At 64.6% G+C, this 15562-nt stretch carries 16 protein-coding genes; 12 read left to right on the plus strand and 4 right to left on the minus strand.

Annotated features, from left to right (window positions below; all coding sequences use genetic code 11):
• Positions 1-34 precede the first annotated feature (34 nt).
• Together hemL and L6D89_RS16930 are read left to right on the plus strand one after the other, a co-directional pair.
• Positions 35-1321 (plus strand): glutamate-1-semialdehyde 2,1-aminomutase, encoded by a 1287-nt coding sequence (gene hemL / locus L6D89_RS16925; RefSeq protein WP_236200576.1) that lies wholly within the window; start codon positions 35-37, stop codon positions 1319-1321.
• Positions 1322-1549: 228 nt separating this feature from the next.
• On the plus strand, positions 1550-2092 hold the full coding sequence (locus L6D89_RS16930) for a tetratricopeptide repeat protein (RefSeq protein WP_017521798.1): 543 nt from the start codon (positions 1550-1552) through the stop codon (positions 2090-2092).
• Between the two features lie 114 nt (positions 2093-2206).
• Here L6D89_RS16930 and L6D89_RS16935 read toward each other — a convergent pair whose 3' ends face one another.
• On the minus strand, positions 2207-2539 hold the full coding sequence (locus tag L6D89_RS16935) for a DUF1820 family protein (RefSeq protein ID WP_054906781.1): 333 nt from the start codon (positions 2537-2539) through the stop codon (positions 2207-2209).
• Between the two features lie 148 nt (positions 2540-2687).
• On the opposite strand from L6D89_RS16935, the gene miaB reads away from it, so the two are divergent.
• The 5 genes from miaB to lnt all read left to right on the plus strand — a co-directional run bounded on the left by miaB (position 2688) and on the right by lnt (position 8234).
• Positions 2688-4025 (plus strand): tRNA (N6-isopentenyl adenosine(37)-C2)-methylthiotransferase MiaB, encoded by a 1338-nt coding sequence (gene miaB / locus L6D89_RS16940; RefSeq protein ID WP_236200577.1) that lies wholly within the window; start codon positions 2688-2690, stop codon positions 4023-4025.
• A gap of 104 nt (positions 4026-4129) precedes the next feature.
• Positions 4130-5131: a PhoH family protein gene (locus tag L6D89_RS16945; protein WP_236172444.1), complete on the plus strand. Its 1002-nt coding sequence runs from the start codon at positions 4130-4132 to the stop codon at positions 5129-5131.
• Entirely contained in the window at positions 5124-5585 is a 462-nt protein-coding gene (gene ybeY / locus L6D89_RS16950; protein WP_236200578.1) for an rRNA maturation RNase YbeY, read from the plus strand. Before L6D89_RS16945 ends, ybeY begins: the two co-directional genes overlap by 8 nt.
• A 19-nt stretch (positions 5586-5604) precedes the next feature.
• Complete coding sequence (locus L6D89_RS16955) at positions 5605-6444, plus strand: HlyC/CorC family transporter (RefSeq protein ID WP_169942182.1); 840 nt, start codon at positions 5605-5607, stop codon at positions 6442-6444.
• A gap of 257 nt (positions 6445-6701) precedes the next feature.
• Positions 6702-8234 (plus strand): apolipoprotein N-acyltransferase, encoded by a 1533-nt coding sequence (lnt, locus tag L6D89_RS16960; RefSeq protein WP_236172442.1) that lies wholly within the window; start codon positions 6702-6704, stop codon positions 8232-8234.
• A 141-nt stretch (positions 8235-8375) separates the two neighbouring features.
• Here lnt and L6D89_RS16965 read toward each other — a convergent pair whose 3' ends face one another.
• Both L6D89_RS16965 and L6D89_RS16970 read right to left on the minus strand, forming a co-directional pair.
• On the minus strand, positions 8376-9137 hold the full coding sequence (locus tag L6D89_RS16965) for a YdcF family protein (RefSeq protein WP_236200579.1): 762 nt from the start codon (positions 9135-9137) through the stop codon (positions 8376-8378).
• Positions 9138-9183: 46 nt separating this feature from the next.
• Positions 9184-9615 (minus strand): hypothetical protein, encoded by a 432-nt coding sequence (locus L6D89_RS16970; RefSeq protein WP_236172440.1) that lies wholly within the window; start codon positions 9613-9615, stop codon positions 9184-9186.
• A gap of 235 nt (positions 9616-9850) precedes the next feature.
• Here L6D89_RS16970 and leuS point away from each other — a divergent pair, with 235 nt between their 5' ends.
• The 3 genes from leuS to holA all read left to right on the plus strand — a co-directional run bounded on the left by leuS (position 9851) and on the right by holA (position 14240).
• Positions 9851-12472 carry a leucine--tRNA ligase gene (gene leuS / locus L6D89_RS16975; protein ID WP_236200580.1) on the plus strand — a complete coding sequence of 874 codons (2622 nt, stop codon included), beginning with the start codon at positions 9851-9853 and terminating at the stop codon, positions 12470-12472.
• 79 nt (positions 12473-12551) lie between these two features.
• A complete protein-coding gene (locus L6D89_RS16980) occupies positions 12552-13166 on the plus strand; it encodes an LPS-assembly lipoprotein LptE (RefSeq protein WP_236200581.1) in 615 nt (204 codons plus the stop codon).
• A gap of 36 nt (positions 13167-13202) precedes the next feature.
• Complete coding sequence (gene holA, locus L6D89_RS16985; RefSeq protein WP_236172437.1) at positions 13203-14240, plus strand: DNA polymerase III subunit delta; 1038 nt, start codon at positions 13203-13205, stop codon at positions 14238-14240.
• A 115-nt stretch (positions 14241-14355) separates the two neighbouring features.
• On the opposite strand, the gene L6D89_RS16990 is transcribed toward holA, so the two are convergent.
• The gene (locus L6D89_RS16990) at positions 14356-14706 is read right to left on the minus strand and encodes a YciI family protein (RefSeq protein WP_236200582.1); all 351 of its coding nucleotides are present in this window, start codon (positions 14704-14706) and stop codon (positions 14356-14358) included.
• A 176-nt stretch (positions 14707-14882) separates the two neighbouring features.
• Here L6D89_RS16990 and arfA point away from each other — a divergent pair, with 176 nt between their 5' ends.
• Both arfA and L6D89_RS17000 read left to right on the plus strand, forming a co-directional pair.
• Positions 14883-15035: an alternative ribosome rescue factor ArfA gene (gene arfA, locus L6D89_RS16995; RefSeq protein WP_045215115.1), complete on the plus strand. Its 153-nt coding sequence runs from the start codon at positions 14883-14885 to the stop codon at positions 15033-15035.
• Positions 15036-15108: 73 nt separating this feature from the next.
• The gene (locus L6D89_RS17000; RefSeq protein WP_236200583.1) at positions 15109-15408 is read left to right on the plus strand and encodes a hypothetical protein; all 300 of its coding nucleotides are present in this window, start codon (positions 15109-15111) and stop codon (positions 15406-15408) included.
• Positions 15409-15562: the final 154 nt, after the last annotated feature.

Genomic DNA, 15562 nt, shown 5'->3' on the forward strand with positions numbered 1-15562 from the left:
GCGCCCGGCCCTTCACAGCTTCGCGAGGTACACCATGTCCCGTTCCGAAACGCTTTTCGCCAATGCCCAGAAACACATCCCCGGTGGCGTGAACTCGCCGGTGCGCGCGTTCAAGAGCGTCGGCGGCACCCCGCTGTTCTTCAAGCACGCGGAAGGCGCCTACGTGGTGGACGAGGATGACAAGCGCTACGTCGACTACGTCGGTTCCTGGGGCCCGATGATCCTCGGCCACAGCCACCCGGACGTGCTCGATGCCGTGCGCAAGCAGCTCGACCACGGCCTGTCCTACGGCGCGCCGACCGCGCTGGAAGTGGAAATGGCCGATCTGGTCTGCTCGCTGGTGCCGTCCATGGACATGGTGCGCATGGTCAGCTCCGGCACCGAAGCCACCATGAGCGCCATCCGCCTGGCCCGTGGCTACACCGGCCGCGACAGCATCATCAAGTTCGAGGGCTGCTACCACGGCCACTCCGACAGCCTGCTGGTGAAAGCCGGCTCCGGCGCCCTGACCTTCGGCGTGCCGAACTCCCCCGGCGTGCCGGCAGCCTTCGCCAAGCACACCCTGACCCTGCCCTACAACGACATCGCCGCCGTCGAGAAGACCCTGGGCGAAGTCGGCAAGGACGTGGCCTGCATCATCGTCGAACCGGTCGCCGGCAACATGAACTGCGTGCCGCCCGCGCCGGGCTTCCTCGAAGGCCTGCGCAGCCTGTGCGACAAGCACGGCGTGGTACTGATCTTCGACGAAGTGATGACCGGCTTCCGCGTCGCTCTCGGCGGCGCCCAGGCGCACTACGGCATCACCCCGGACCTGTCGACCTTCGGCAAGATCATCGGCGGCGGCATGCCGGTGGGCGCCTTTGGCGGCAAGCGCGAGATCATGGAGCAGATTTCCCCGCTCGGCCCGGTCTACCAGGCCGGCACCCTGTCGGGCAACCCGCTGGCCATGGCCGCCGGCCTGACCACCCTGCGCCTGATCAGCCGCCCCGGCTTCCACGACGAGCTGACCACCTACACCACCCACATGCTGCAAGGCCTGCAGGAGCGCGCGGACGCTGCCGGCATCCCCTTCGTGACCACCCAGGCGGGCGCCGCGATGTTCGGCCTGTACTTCACCGGCGCCGACGCCATCGTCACCTTCGACGACGTGATGACCAGCGATGCGGAACGCTTCAAGCGCTTCTTCCACCTGATGCTGGATGCCGGCGTCTACCTGGCTCCGAGCGCCTTCGAGGCCGGTTTCACCTCCATCGCCCACGGCGAAACCGAGCTGAAACTGACCCTGGACGCCGCCGAGCGCGCATTCGCCGCCCTCAAGTAAGCCGCTCCACGCAGGGCGCCCATCCGGGCGCCCTGCGCTCTGCCCCGAGGCTTTCGGGGCTTTATCCTGGCGTTACACCGCCCCCGCCGCCGTAGCCGTTTCCAGCAAAAAAACAGAAAAGAAGGTAAAGACTTTGTAAGGAGGCGCCGGCTTATTTCATAATGTGAAGGCTGGCGCATTTCGCTGGCCGGGTTTTACCCGCCCCGATCCTGGAGGCCGTTTCTCCCCATGTACCGTTCTGGTCGCACCCTGCTGGGCTGCCTGTTGCTCGCACTGCCCCTGTTCACTCAGGCGGGCGGCAACTCGCTGCTGATTCCAGCCACCGGGCGCTGCACCCTGAACACCGTGCCCGAACAGCTGCAGCAGGCTCTGGCCAGCTGCCAGCAGGCTGCCAATGCCGGCGACGCACAGGCACAGTTCGAACTGGGGGAATTCTTCTATACCGGCGAACGCGCCCCGCGCGACTTCCAGGCCGCCCTGCACTGGTACGAGAAGGCTTCGCTGCAGGGCCACGCCGATGCACAGCTGCGCCTGGGCACCATGTTCTTCCGTGGTGAAGGTGTGAAAGCCAACAATGTGCAGGCCTACATCGTGCTGAAGATGGCCGCGGTCAACGGCGCCGAAGACGCCATGGACAGTGCCGACCTGGTCGCCGAGCAGATGAACAAGGACGAGCTGGACATCGCCACCAAGGTGCTCGGGCAGATCTTCCGCAACTACCTGATCGAACTGCAGACCGCCGGCAACTCGCCGTTCTCGCCGCTGCCCTGAGCCACACGCCAAACACCACTCCCTGTAGGAGCGAGCTTGCTCGCGAACAGGGCTATTCGGCTGATGTCGGCGTCGGGCGGTTCGCGAGCACGCTCTCTCCTACGAAGTGATGAATCAGCTGTCCTTGCTCGGCATCGGCATGGGGAACGGCATCACGTTGCCGGTGATCTTGGCATCGCTGATCTTCGCGGTACCCAGGCGCTCCACCTCGTCGATGCGGATGATCGAGTGCAACGGCACGAAGCTGCGGATGACGCCATCGAACTGCGCCTTGAGCTTCTCCTCGCTGGGGTCGACCACTACCTGGGTGCGCTCGCCGAAGACGAACTCCTCGATCTCCAGGAAGCCCCACAGATCGCTCTGGTAGATCTGTTTGGCGTACATCTCGTACACCTGGCCCTGGTTGAGGAAGACCACCTTGTAGATCGGGTTCTCGCGCTTGCTCATGAACGAAGGATGACAGCTTTGCAAAAAGGGCACGCAGCATAGCACAGCCGCGCGACCTCCAGGCCGGCCCCTGCCCCAGCCGGTGGCAGACGACTCGCCTCGGGCTTATAATGCGCGGTCATTTTTTAACCAGACCAAGAAAGACTCCATGGCCAAGAAGCTTTTCATCCAGACCCACGGTTGCCAGATGAACGAGTACGACAGCTCGCGCATGGCCGATCTGCTGGGTGAACACCAGGCCCTGGAAATCACCGAAAAGGCTGAAGAAGCCGACGTCATCCTGCTCAATACCTGCTCGATCCGCGAGAAGGCCCAGGAGAAGGTGTTCTCCGAACTGGGCGCCTGGCGCACGCTGAAGCAACAGAACCCGAACCTGGTCATCGGCGTCGGCGGCTGCGTGGCCAGCCAGGAAGGCGCGGCGATTCGCGAGCGAGCGCCCTACGTCGACGTAGTCTTCGGCCCGCAAACGCTGCACCGCCTGCCGGAAATGATCGACGCCGCCCGCACCACGCGCAAACCGCAGGTGGACGTGTCCTTCCCGGAGATCGAAAAGTTCGACCGCCTGCCCGAGCCACAGGTGAACGGCCCGACGGCCTTCGTCTCGGTGATGGAAGGCTGCAGCAAGTACTGCACCTTCTGCGTGGTGCCCTACACCCGCGGCGAGGAAGTCAGCCGGCCGTTCGACGACGTGCTGGCCGAAGTGATCCACCTGGCCGAGAACGGCGTGAAGGAAGTCACCCTGCTGGGCCAGAACGTCAACGGCTACCGTGGCCAGACCCACGACGGCCGAATCGCCGATTTTGCCGAACTGATCCGCGTGGTCGCCGAGGTCGATGGCATCGAGCGCATCCGCTACACCACCTCGCACCCGCTGGAGTTCTCCGACTCGCTGATCGCCGCCCACGCCGAGGTGCCGCAGCTGGTGAAGTTCGTCCACCTGCCGGTGCAGGCCGGCTCCGACCGCATCCTCGCGGCAATGAAGCGCAACCACACCGCGCTGGAATACAAGTCGCTCATTCGCAAGCTGAAGGCGGCGGTACCGGATATCTGCATCAGCTCGGACTTCATCATCGGCTTCCCTGGCGAGACCGAGAAGGATTTCGAGCAGACCATGAAGCTGGTGGAAGACGTCGGCTTCGATTTCTCCTTCTCCTTCATCTACAGCTCGCGCCCGGGCACCCCGGCCGCCGACCTGGTGGACGACACCCCCGACGAAGTGAAGAAGCAGCGTCTGCTGATCCTCAACAGCCGCCTCAACCAGCAGGGTTTCGAGATCAGCCGACGGATGGTCGGCAGCATCCAGCGCATCCTCGTCACCGACTACGCCAAGCGCGACCCGGGCCAGCTCCAGGGCCGTACCGAGAACAACCGCGTGGTCAACTTCCGCTGCGACAATCCGCGCCTGATCGGCCAGTTCGTCGACGTGGAAATCTACGAGGCACTGCCCAATTCCCTGCGCGCGACCCTGGTGGAAGCACGTCACTGAACCTCGACCGTTGAATCCCCCGTTGGCGACTGAACTTTCGTACTCGCTCGCCGGGGGTTATTCTTCGACCATCTCCCTTTGCAGCACGGCGACCTAGACAGCCCTTGAACGCCCCCCTGGATATCCATCGATTCATGCTCGAGCCCTTCGAGGCCCGTAGCTTCGCCAACCTGTGCGGCCAGTTCGACGAACACCTGCACCAGATCGAGAAGCGCCTCGGCATCGAGATCCGCAACCGCGGCAACCAGTTCGAACTGGTCGGCGACCCCGAGCGCACCCAGGCCGCCGAGAACCTCCTGCAGCGCCTCTACCGCGAAGTGCAGAACGGCACCGAGATGACGCCCGACCTGGTGCACCTGTTCCTGCAGGAGTCCGGCCTGGAAGAACTCGCCGCCGAGCCCGTCGTCCCGCTGGTGACGCTCAAGACCCGCCAGGCACACATCCGTCCGCGCGGCGCGAACCAGCAGCGCTACGTCAAGGCGATCCTCGACCACGACATCAACTTCGGCATCGGCCCAGCCGGCACCGGCAAGACCTACCTTGCCGTCGCCTGCGCCGTGGACGCCCTGGAGCGCGAGCAGATCCGCCGCATCCTGCTGGTGCGCCCGGCGGTGGAAGCCGGCGAGAAGCTCGGCTTCCTGCCCGGCGACCTGTCGCAGAAGATCGACCCCTATCTGCGCCCGCTCTACGACGCGCTGTACGAGATGCTCGGCTTCGAGACCGTGGCCAAGCTGATCGAACGCCAGGTCATCGAGGTCGCACCGCTCGCCTACATGCGCGGCCGCACGCTGAGCAACAGCTTCATCATCCTCGACGAAAGCCAGAACACCACGATGGAACAGATGAAGATGTTCCTCACTCGGATCGGCTTCGGCTCCACCGCGGTGATCACCGGCGACGTCACCCAGGTCGACCTGCCCAAGGGCACCCGCTCGGGCCTCAAGCACGTGATGGAAGTGCTGCGCGACGTCCCCGGCATCAGCTTCACCCACTTCAAGTCCAAGGACGTCGTGCGCCACCCGCTGGTGCAGCGCATCGTCGATGCCTACGACGCCTATGAGAACCGTCTGACCGGCATAGAAGGCCAGGGCAACAAGAATGCTTGAACTGGACCTGCAGGTCGCCTCCGAAGCGGCCGGCCTGCCAAGCGAGGCCGAGTTCAGAGCCTGGTGCGAACTGGCCCTGCGCCAGCGCCAGAATGATTCTGAACTCACCATCCGCCTGGTGGACGAAGCCGAAGGGCGCGAACTGAACAAGACCTGGCGGCACAAGGACTACGCCACCAACGTACTGTCCTTCCCCGCCGATGTTCCCGATGAGCTGCTGGATATCCCGCTGCTCGGCGACCTGGTGATCTGCGCCCCCGTGGTCACCCGCGAGGCCGCCGAACAGGGCAAGTCCGTGCAGGCCCACTGGGCCCACCTCGTCATCCATGGCTGCCTCCACCTGCTCGGCTACGATCACATCGACGATGTGGAAGCCGAGGAAATGGAAGGTCTGGAACGGGAATTGCTGGCCGAACTGGGTCACCCCGACCCGTACGCGGCCGATGAAGAATAAAAGCCACTGAGCAGGAATGATGAGCGAAGACCGATCGAGCAATGGGCACAAGTCGTGGTTGGACAAGATCACCCAGGCTTTTGCCCATGAGCCGAGAAACCGCCAGGAGCTCCTCGAGCTGCTGCGCGAAGCCCACGACAACAAGCTGCTCGACAGCGAAGCGTTGTCCATCGTCGAAGGCGCAATCCAGGTAGCGGACCTCCAGGTCCGCGACATCATGGTGCCGCGCTCGCAGATGATCAGCATCAAGGCCACCCAGACCCCGCGCGAGTTCCTCCCGGCGATCATCGAGGCGGCGCACTCGCGCTACCCCGTGGTCGGCGAGAGCCTGGACGACGTCATGGGGGTGCTGCTGGCCAAGGACCTGTTGCCGCTGATCCTTCACGACAACGCACACGCCTTCAATATCAAGGACCTGCTGCGGCCGGCCACCTTCGTCCCGGAATCCAAGCGACTCAACGTGCTGCTGCGCGAGTTCCGTGCCAACCACAACCACATGGCCATCGTCATCGACGAGTACGGCGGCGTGGCGGGGTTGGTGACCATCGAGGACGTGCTGGAGCAGATCGTCGGCGATATCGAGGACGAGCACGACGTCGAGGAGGACAGCTACATCAAGCCACTGCCCAGCGGCGATTTCATCGTCAAGGCACTGACCCCGGTAGAAGCCTTCAACGACTTCTTCGGCGCGGAGTTCTCCGACGAAGAGTTCGACACCGTCGGCGGCGTGGTGATGAGCGCCTTCGGTCACCTGCCCAAGCGCAACGAAACCACCGAGCTGGGCGGCTTCCGCTTCCGCGTGCTCAACGCGGACAGTCGCCGACTGCACCTGCTGCGCCTCACCCCGCTGCAAGACTAAGGGGCAGGCCAGGCAGGAGCGAGCTTGCGCCCCACAGGGATGTGGGAAATGCCGTTATCCGCAGGGAACGGATTCGGCCTCGCGAACCAACTCCGCTGCGGGGTCGTTCGCGGGCAAGCTCGCTCCTACAATCAGCTCGGACCTTTCCTGCAACACCCTGCCGCAGTCGGCTCATGGCTTTTGGCTTTCATCCCCATAGCCTACCGTTCGTCTCTCCATTACTCTTGCGCATCGCTAAAACGCAACAAGGATTTCCGATGCGCTGGATCACCCGCCCCGGCCTGCCAGGCCATCTGCTCGCCCTGGCCGCCGGCGCGCTCACTCCGCTGTTCCTGGCACCGTTCGGCTACTGGCCGCTGGCGGTGCTGTCGCTGGCCCTGTTCTACCTCGGCCTGCGTGGTACCACCGCTGGCTCGGCACTGTGGCGCGGCTGGTGGTACGGCTTCGGCGCCTTCATCGCCGGCACCAGCTGGATCTACTTCAGCATCCATAACTTCGGCGGCGCCTCCGGGCCACTGGCCGGCTTCCTGGTGGCCGGTTTCAGTGCCGGTGTAGCCTTCTTCTTCGCCCTGCCGGCCTGGGTCTGGGCGCGCTTCTTGCGCCGCAACAACGCCCCGATCAGCGATGCGCTGGCCTTCGCCGCGCTGTGGGTAGTGCTGGAACTGTTCCGCAGCTGGTTCCTCACCGGTTTCCCCTGGCTCTACGCTGGCTACAGCCAGCTGGAAGGTCCGCTGGCCGGCCTCGCCCCCCTGGGCGGCGTATGGCTGGTGTCGTTCGCCATTGCCCTGAGCGCTGCGCTGATCATCAATATCCCGGCACTGAGCCGACGCCCGGCGCGCCTGGTCGCCGGCCTGATCCTGCTGATCGCGCCCTGGGCCGTGGGGCTGGGCTACAAAGGCCACGCCTGGACCAGCCCCGCCGGAGCAGCGCTGAAGGTCGCCGCGCTGCAGGGCAACATCGCCCAGGAAATGAAGTGGGACCCGAAAGCCATCACTCACCAGCTGGAGCTGTACCGCGACCTGACCGCCGAGCAGAGCGGCGTTGACCTGATCGTCTGGCCGGAAACCGCCGTGCCGGTGCTCAAGGACCAGGCCACCGGCTACCTGGAGATGATCAACGGCGTCGCCAGCGCCAAGAAGGCCGCACTCATCACTGGCGTGCCGGTGCGCGAGAAGACTGCCGAGGGCATCCGCTACTACAACGGCATCACCGTGGTCGGCGAAGGCGGCGGCAACTACCTCAAGCAGAAACTGGTGCCCTTCGGCGAATACGTTCCGCTGCAGGACGTGCTGCGCGGTCTGATCGCCTTCTTCGATCTGCCCATGTCCGACTTCGCCCGCGGTCCGGCCGACCAGCCGCTGCTCAAGGCCAAGGGCTATTCCGTGGCACCGTACATCTGCTACGAAGTGGTCTATCCGGAATTCGCCGCCGAGCTCGCCGCACAGAGCCAACTGCTGCTGACGATCAGCAACGACGCCTGGTTCGGCACCTCCATCGGCCCGTTGCAGCACCTGCAGATGGCGCAGATGCGTGCCCTGGAAGCCGGGCGCTGGATGGTCCGCGGCACCAACAACGGCGTCACCGCGCTGATCGACCCGTTCGGCAAGCTGGCAGTACAGATCCCGCAGTTCCAGCAAGGCGTGCTGCACGGCGAAGTGGTACCGATGCAGGGCCTGACGCCCTACCTGAAGTGGCGCGTCTGGCCGCTGGCGATCCTCAGCGCCGTGTTGCTGGTGTGGGCCCTGGTACGCCGTCGCACGCACCCGGAAGAACGCCGACTGTTCGGCTGACTCCCACGAAAAAGGGCCTCATTGCGAGGCCCTTCTTCTTGGGATAAGGCAAAAACCTGCGTAGGAGCGGACTCCGTCCGCGATCGGTCCGCCTCGCGCCTGAAACCATCGCGGACGAAGTCCGCTCCTACCTAAAGCCAGCTATCGGTAAAACAACCGATACCCCACCAGCCCGATCGCCTCGTTGAGCAATTGCCCGCTCTGCCAGATCGCCCGGCCTTCCGGCAGCCAGCCGCCCATGGGCACCACATCATCCGTACCGATGTAGCCCGCAGGCGCCGGCAGCACTTCCAATCCGGCCTTCTCGAAGCTCCAGATCGAACGCGGCATGTGAATGGCGCTGGTGACCAATACCACTCGCTGGATACCGGCCTCGCGCAGCATCTGCGCGCTGAACAGCGCATTCTCCCAGGTCGTGCGGCTACGCCCCTCCTCCCAGCGCACCGGCACGCCATAGTCGTCCAGCAGGCTCTGCGCCATGATCCGCGCTTCGGAAGGCGGCGTGTCGTAATGCAGCCCGCCAGAGACCAGTACCGGCAGGCCGCTGGCCTTGGCCAGGCGCGCGGCGTAGCGAATACGTTCGCGGGCCATCAGGCCGGGCTGGTCCTCGCCCCAGGCACGATCCCCGCGCACTCGGCCGGCACCCAGCACCACGATGGCGTCAGCGCGCTGCGCCAACCCCGCCCAGTCCGTCTGCTTCAGCGGCTCCTGCTGTTCCAGCTGTCGCGCGCCCCACTCCACCGTCACCGGCAGGCTCATCAGCAGCAGGCCGAGGAACCCGGAAAAGAAGCAGAAAAGAGAAAAACGCGGATAGCGCCGGCGCAGCAAGAAGCCCAGGAGCAACAGCAGCAGGAGTAGTCCCGGCGGCATGAAAATCTGTTTGAGGATGAAGCGGATAGGCATTGGCGACTCCTTGTCGAGGCGCCAAGCCTAACGGATCGGGAAACGCTCAGCGTGCTTTCGCGTTGCGGAACAGCTGTGAACCGCAGGAGGTGCAGGGCAGCACACCCTGGTGGCGACTCCAGGCCACCGGCGAGCCACACAGCGCGCATTGCAGCGATTGCGGACGAGGCACCAGGCGCGGGCGGCTCGGCGGCACGGGATGACGTACCGGGCGCGGGGCGCGGGAAGACGAGCGCTCCAGCAATGCCAACTCTTCAGCCGCGGCATGCCAGCCGCGCAACCAGTTCACATCCTGCTCGAGATAAGCCCGGATCAGCGCCATTTCCGCTTCGCTCAGGCCGCGCAACTCCAGCTCCATGGGGCATTCGTCACGTAGTCGCTCGGCGGTATCGGCTTCATCCAGAGCCAGCGCGAGTCGTTGCAACAACCGTTCATACAGACCGGAACCCGAAGCACTTGCGCGATGCAGCTCAGCCATCAGTCACCTCAAGACAGGCGGAAACCTCCCGCCCTCAGGCAAAGCTTAGCGGGCCACCCCAGCGGGCACCGAGCGTGCGACAAACGGCGCGGGCTACCGACTGTGGGTGGGGTCATGTATGCTACGAGGCTTTCTGTAGCCGCCCGACCCGTGTCTTCTCAGGGGTCGGTGGAGCGGAGAGCCACTCGACCTCCCCGGCCACACAATTCTCTTCCGTACAGGTTCAAATCGCGCCATGCACGAGCAATACCAGCCTCTCGAGATCGAATCCCAGGCCCAGACCTACTGGAATGAACACAACTCCTTCCGCGTCGACGAAGTCGCTGCCAAGGAGAAGTTCTACTGCCTGTCGATGTTCCCGTATCCGAGCGGCAAGCTACACATGGGGCATGTGCGCAACTACACCATCGGCGACGTGATCAGCCGCTACCACCGCATGCAGGGCAAGAACGTCCTGCAGCCGATGGGCTGGGACGCCTTCGGCATGCCGGCGGAAAACGCCGCGATGAAGAACAACGTCGCACCGGCAGCCTGGACCTACGACAACATCGCCTACATGAAGGCCCAGCTCAACAGCCTGGGCCTGGCCATCGACTGGTCCCGCGAAGTCACCACCTGCAAGCCGGATTACTACCGCTGGGAACAGTGGCTGTTCACCCGCCTGTTCGAAAAGGGCGTGATCTACCGCAAGAACGGCACCGTGAACTGGGACCCGGCGGACCAGACCGTACTGGCCAACGAGCAGGTCATCGACGGCCGTGGCTGGCGTTCGGGCGCGCTGATCGAGAAGCGCGAAATCCCGATGTACTACTTCAAGATCACCGCCTACGCCGAAGAGCTGCTGTCCAGCCTCGACGATCTGCCGGGCTGGCCGGAACAGGTCAAGACCATGCAGCGCAACTGGATCGGCAAGTCCCGCGGCATGGAGATCGCCTTCCCCTACGACCAGGCTTCCATCGGTGAAGCCGGCCAGCTGAAGGTCTTCACCACCCGTCCGGACACCCTGATGGGCGCCACCTACGTCGCCGTGGCCGCGGAGCATCCGCTGGCCACCCTGGCCGCCGAGCGTGATCCGTCGCTGCAGGCGTTCATCGACGAATGCAAGCGCGGCGGCGTCGCCGAAGCCGACATCGCCACCCAGGAGAAGAAAGGCGTCGCCACTTCCCTGTTCGTCGAACACCCGCTGACCGGCGACAAACTGCCGGTGTGGATCGCCAACTACGTCCTGATGACCTACGGCGAAGGCGCCGTGATGGCGGTTCCGGGTCACGACGAGCGCGACTTCGAGTTCTCCAACAAGTACGGCCTGCCGATCGTCCAGGTCATCGCCAAAGTCGAAGGCGACAACGACTTCGAAGCCGGCACCTGGAAAGAGTGGTACGGCCTGAAGGACGACAGCGTCATCACCGTCAACTCCGGCAAATACGATGGCCTGGGCTACCAGGCTGCGTTCGACGCCATCGGCGCCGATCTCGCCGCCAAGAGCCTTGGCCAGCAGCGCACCCAGTTCCGCCTGCGCGACTGGGGCATCAGCCGCCAGCGCTACTGGGGCTGCCCGATCCCGATCATCCACTGCGACAGCTGTGGCGACGTGCCGGTGCCGGCCGACCAACTGCCGGTAGTCCTGCCTGAAGACGTCGTACCGGACGGCGCCGGTTCGCCGCTGGCCAAGCTGCCGTCGTTCTACGAGTGCAGTTGCCCTAAATGCGGCCAGCCGGCCAAGCGCGAAACCGACACCATGGACACCTTCGTCGAGTCGTCCTGGTATTTCGCCCGCTACGCCTGCCCGCAATTCGAAGACGGCATGCTGGACAAGAAGGCCGCCAACTACTGGCTGCCGGTCGACCAGTACATCGGCGGCATCGAGCACGCCATTCTCCACCTGCTCTATGCGCGCTTCTTCCACAAGCTGATGCGTGACGAAGGCCTGGTCGACTCCGACGAGCCGTTCAAGAATCTCCTGACCCAGGGCATGGTGGTCGCCGAGACCTACTACCGCGTTGCCGCCAATGGTGGCAAGGAATGGTTCAACCCGGCGGACGTGGAAGTCGAGCGTGACGCCAAGGCCAAGGTCATCGGCGCACGCCTGAAGACCGATGGCCTGCCGGTGGAGATCGGCGGCACCGAGAAGATGTCCAAGTCCAAGAACAACGGCGTGGACCCGCAGGCCATGATCGACGCCTACGGCGCCGACACCTGCCGCCTGTTCATGATGTTCGCCTCGCCGCCGGACATGAGCTGCGAATGGTCCGACTCCGGCATCGAAGGCGCCAACCGCTTCCTGCGCCGCGTCTGGCGTCTGGCCCAGGCCCACGTCAATGCAGGCCCTGCCGGCGCCGTGGACAAGTCTGCGCTGGACGATGCACAGAAGGCCATTCACCGCGCCATCCACCTGGCGATTCGTCAGGCCAGCCAGGATGTCGGCCAGCACCACAAGTTCAACACCGCCATCGCCGCCGTGATGACCCTGATGAACGTGCTGGAGAAGGCCCCGGCCGAATCCGCCGCCGACCGCGCCCTGCTGCAGGAAGGCCTGGAAACCGTCACCCTGCTGTTGGCCCCGATCACCCCGCATATCTGCCACGTGGTCTGGGAAGAGCTGGGCAAGGACGGCGCCGTGATCGACGCCAGCTGGCCGCAAGTCGACGAAGCCGCCCTGGTGCAGGACAGCCTGCAACTCGTGGTACAGGTCAACGGCAAGCTGCGCGGCCACATCGAAATGCCCGCCAGCGCCAGCCGCGAGGAAGTCGAGGCAGCCGCCCGTGCCAACGAAAATGTCCTGCGCTTCACCGACGGCCTGACCATTCGCAAGGTCATCGTGGTGCCGGGCAAGCTGGTCAATATCGTCGCCAACTAAAAGCAACGCTGGAAAAGACCCATTCGCCCGTGGCACCTTCGCCACGGGCATATCGGATCAACAGGAGTGAGGAAGCTTGATGAAACGTATCCTGACCAGCCTCGCGCTGATCGGCCTGGCCAGCGTGCTGAGCGCCTGCGGTTTCCAACTGCGCGGCCTGGGCGATACGAACTTTGCGCTCAAGGAAATCGACGTGAGTGCGCGAAACGCCTATGGCGAGACCGTCACGCAGCTCAAGCAGGTGCTTGAAGGCAGCGGCGTGAAAGTCGTCTCCCGCGCGCCCTACCACCTGATCCTGGCCCGCGAGGACGTGACCCAGCGCAGCGTCAGTTACACCAGTTCCGCCCGCAGCGCGGAAAACGAACTGACCAACACCCTGAGCTACGAAATTCGCGGCACCAACAACCTGCTGCTGCTCGCCAACCAGGTCCAGGTCCGCAAGGTCTACGTGCAGGATGAGAACAACCTGATCGGCTCCGACCAGGAAGCCCAGCAGATTCGCGCCGAAATGCGCCGTGATCTGGTCCAGCAGATGGTCACCCGCCTGCAGATGGTCACCCCGGCCCAGCTCGATGACCTGCAGGCCAAGGCAGAAGCCAAGGCCAAGGCCGAAGCAGACGCCATGAAGGCCGCGGACGAGGCTGCCAAGTCTCAACCGCAGCAGTCGCCGATCGAATTCCCGAAAGCACAGTAAGCGACAAGGGGCCGGCCAACCGGCCCCTTTCTCATTATGAAGCTCAATCCCGGACAACTCGCCAAGCACCTGCAAGGCAACCTCGCGCCCGTCTACGTGGTCAGCGGCGACGAACCGTTGCTCTGCCAGGAAGCCTGCGATGCCATCCGTGCCGCCTGCCGTCAGCGTGATTTCTCTGAACGCCAGGTGTTCAACGCCGAGGCCAACTTCGATTGGGGCCAACTGATCGAAGCGGGCGCCAGCCTCTCACTGTTTGCCGAAAAGCGCCTGATCGAACTGCGCCTGCCCTCCGGGAAACCCGGTGACAAGGGCGCGGCGGTCCTCCAGGAGTACCTGCAGCGCCCGCCGGAAGACACCGTCCTGCTGGTCAGCCTGCCCAAGCTCGACGGCAGCACGCAGAAGACCAAATGGGCCAAGGCCCTGATCGACGGCGATGCTGCACAGTTCATCCAGATCTGGCCGATCGACGTGCACCAACTGCCACAGTGGATTCGCCAGCGCCTGTCCCAGGCCGGCCTCGCTGCCAGCCAGGAGGCGGTCGACCTGATTGCCGCGCGCGTCGAAGGCAACCTGCTGGCCGCCGCCCAGGAGATCGAAAAGCTCAAGCTGCTCGCCGACGGCCAACAGATTGACGCCGACACCGTGCAGGCGGCCGTGGCCGACAGTGCGCGCTTCGATGTCTTCGGCCTGATCGATGCCGCCCTCAACGGCGAAGCCGCACACTGCCTGCGCATGCTCGAAGGCCTGCGCGGCGAAGGTGTCGAACCGCCGGTGATTCTCTGGGCCCTGGCCCGGGAAATCCGCGTACTCGCCAGTCTCGCCCAGCAATTCAGCCAGGGCGTGCCGCTGGACAAGGCCTTCAGCCAGTGTCGCCCGCCGATCTGGGACAAGCGCCGCCCGCTGATGAGCAAGGCCCTGCAACGGCACACCGCACAACGCTGGAACCAGATGCTGCAGGACGCCCAACTGATCGATGCCCAGATCAAGGGCCAGGCGCCCGGCAACGTCTGGAATAGCCTCGCCCGCCTCGCCCTGCTGGTCGCCGGCCAGCGCATCAGCCTGCCTTCGGCCTGATTGTAGCGCTTCACGAGCCGGCCTCAGGAGCGCTCGGGCAGAGTCCGCCCCTACATCACGCAGCCCCTCCAAGGCGCCCTGCAGGAGCGAGCTTGCCCGCGACCCGCACAGCGTTTCACTCCCACTCGCGCACCTGGCGAACCTCTACGCAGCCGAGCCGGCCCGGCGGAATCTTCGCGGCGATGCGCTCGGCCTCCTCGATGCTCTGCGCCTCGATCAGATAGAAGCCACCCAACTGTTCCCGCGTTTCAGCGAAGGGTCCGTCGGTGACGGCCAGCTTTTCACCCTGACCGCGTAACGTGCGCGCGGTCGGTGTCGGTAACAGCGCATTGGCCGCGATGTAGTTGCCGCTGCTCCGCAGTTGTTCGCTATAGGTCATGCACTCGTCGACGATGCCACGCAGCTCGGCTTCCGGCAGCTCAGCCGCCTTGCGCTCGTCGAAGTAGATCATGCAGAGAAACTTCATCGCCCTTGCCCTCGTTCCTGTTCGCGTTGCCAGAAAGGTCTGCCCCCAGCGTAGCCCCGAATGGCCTGCGCTTGCCTTGGCCCGCCCGCCGCTAGACCAACGGCGTGGACAAGCGTGCCAGATAGGCGGAAGATGCGCGCGCCGGCAACGGCGCCGGCCTCAACGAGGAAAGACAGATGGCGAAGAAATCCAAACGGCCGAACAAGGCCAAGTCCCTGGTCGCACAACCGCTGTTCCGCAGCCGCCAGGAGCAGCCGCTCAAAGGCAAAGGCAGCTACCGCCGCGAAGCCTCCCGAAATTGGGAGGCTTCTTCGCTTCTGGCGGCCTGAAAACGTTAAAAAACCTGAACCTCCCCCGCCCTTTCGCTTTCAACCGGACAGCCACGCACCTGGAGGTCCAATCATGAAAGCTGCCGTCATCGTCGCCATCCTAGCCCTCCCCTTCAGCCTCTCCGCCCATGCGTTCTGCTCCGACCAGGAAGCCGAAGCCAAGGGCAAGCAGGTCGCTGCCAAGGTCACCGAAGTCACCCGCAGTGATCCCCAGCGCGCGCAGAAGCTCAACGAAAAGCTCGCCGAGCTGAAGAAGTCCCGCTCCAGCGAACAGCGCCCGGACGACTGCGCCGCGTACGACGACATGCTCAAGGAACTCAACCAGAGCGCGCCCAAGGTCGACCAGGAAACCGGCAGCCAGCCCAAGCAATAGCCCCTGCACCGCCCTTTGAGCAGAAGCGGACTGACCCAGGGATCACCGGGCGCCGGCCCGCGAAAAATCGCGTCAGGACCCTGCCCGGCGGCCGCGATCAGCGGAACCGTCCGACGGGAGCCTCGCCACGCTGGGAATTTTCCTCCGGCCGCGC

Source organism: Pseudomonas pseudonitroreducens (assembly GCF_021603645.1).
In the GTDB taxonomy this organism is placed as follows: Bacteria; Pseudomonadota; Gammaproteobacteria; order Pseudomonadales; family Pseudomonadaceae; genus Pseudomonas; species Pseudomonas pseudonitroreducens.

What these genes read in the sequence shown, in the direction of transcription:
- hemL (WP_236200576.1), top strand. Translation starts at nt 35, where the DNA reads ATGTCCCGTTCCGAAACGCTTTTCGCCAATGCCCAGAAACACATCCCC.
- L6D89_RS16930 (WP_017521798.1), top strand. Translation starts at nt 1,550, where the DNA reads ATGTACCGTTCTGGTCGCACCCTGCTGGGCTGCCTGTTGCTCGCACTG.
- L6D89_RS16935 (WP_054906781.1), bottom strand. Translation starts at nt 2,539, where the DNA reads ATGAGCAAGCGCGAGAACCCGATCTACAAGGTGGTCTTCCTCAACCAG.
- miaB (WP_236200577.1), top strand. Translation starts at nt 2,688, where the DNA reads ATGGCCAAGAAGCTTTTCATCCAGACCCACGGTTGCCAGATGAACGAG.
- ybeY (WP_236200578.1), top strand. Translation starts at nt 5,124, where the DNA reads ATGCTTGAACTGGACCTGCAGGTCGCCTCCGAAGCGGCCGGCCTGCCA.
- L6D89_RS16955 (WP_169942182.1), top strand. Translation starts at nt 5,605, where the DNA reads ATGAGCGAAGACCGATCGAGCAATGGGCACAAGTCGTGGTTGGACAAG.
- lnt (WP_236172442.1), top strand. Translation starts at nt 6,702, where the DNA reads ATGCGCTGGATCACCCGCCCCGGCCTGCCAGGCCATCTGCTCGCCCTG.
- L6D89_RS16965 (WP_236200579.1), bottom strand. Translation starts at nt 9,137, where the DNA reads ATGCCTATCCGCTTCATCCTCAAACAGATTTTCATGCCGCCGGGACTA.
- L6D89_RS16970 (WP_236172440.1), bottom strand. Translation starts at nt 9,615, where the DNA reads ATGGCTGAGCTGCATCGCGCAAGTGCTTCGGGTTCCGGTCTGTATGAA.
- leuS (WP_236200580.1), top strand. Translation starts at nt 9,851, where the DNA reads ATGCACGAGCAATACCAGCCTCTCGAGATCGAATCCCAGGCCCAGACC.
- L6D89_RS16980 (WP_236200581.1), top strand. Translation starts at nt 12,552, where the DNA reads ATGAAACGTATCCTGACCAGCCTCGCGCTGATCGGCCTGGCCAGCGTG.
- holA (WP_236172437.1), top strand. Translation starts at nt 13,203, where the DNA reads ATGAAGCTCAATCCCGGACAACTCGCCAAGCACCTGCAAGGCAACCTC.
- L6D89_RS16990 (WP_236200582.1), bottom strand. Translation starts at nt 14,706, where the DNA reads ATGAAGTTTCTCTGCATGATCTACTTCGACGAGCGCAAGGCGGCTGAG.
- arfA (WP_045215115.1), top strand. Translation starts at nt 14,883, where the DNA reads ATGGCGAAGAAATCCAAACGGCCGAACAAGGCCAAGTCCCTGGTCGCA.
- L6D89_RS17000 (WP_236200583.1), top strand. Translation starts at nt 15,109, where the DNA reads ATGAAAGCTGCCGTCATCGTCGCCATCCTAGCCCTCCCCTTCAGCCTC.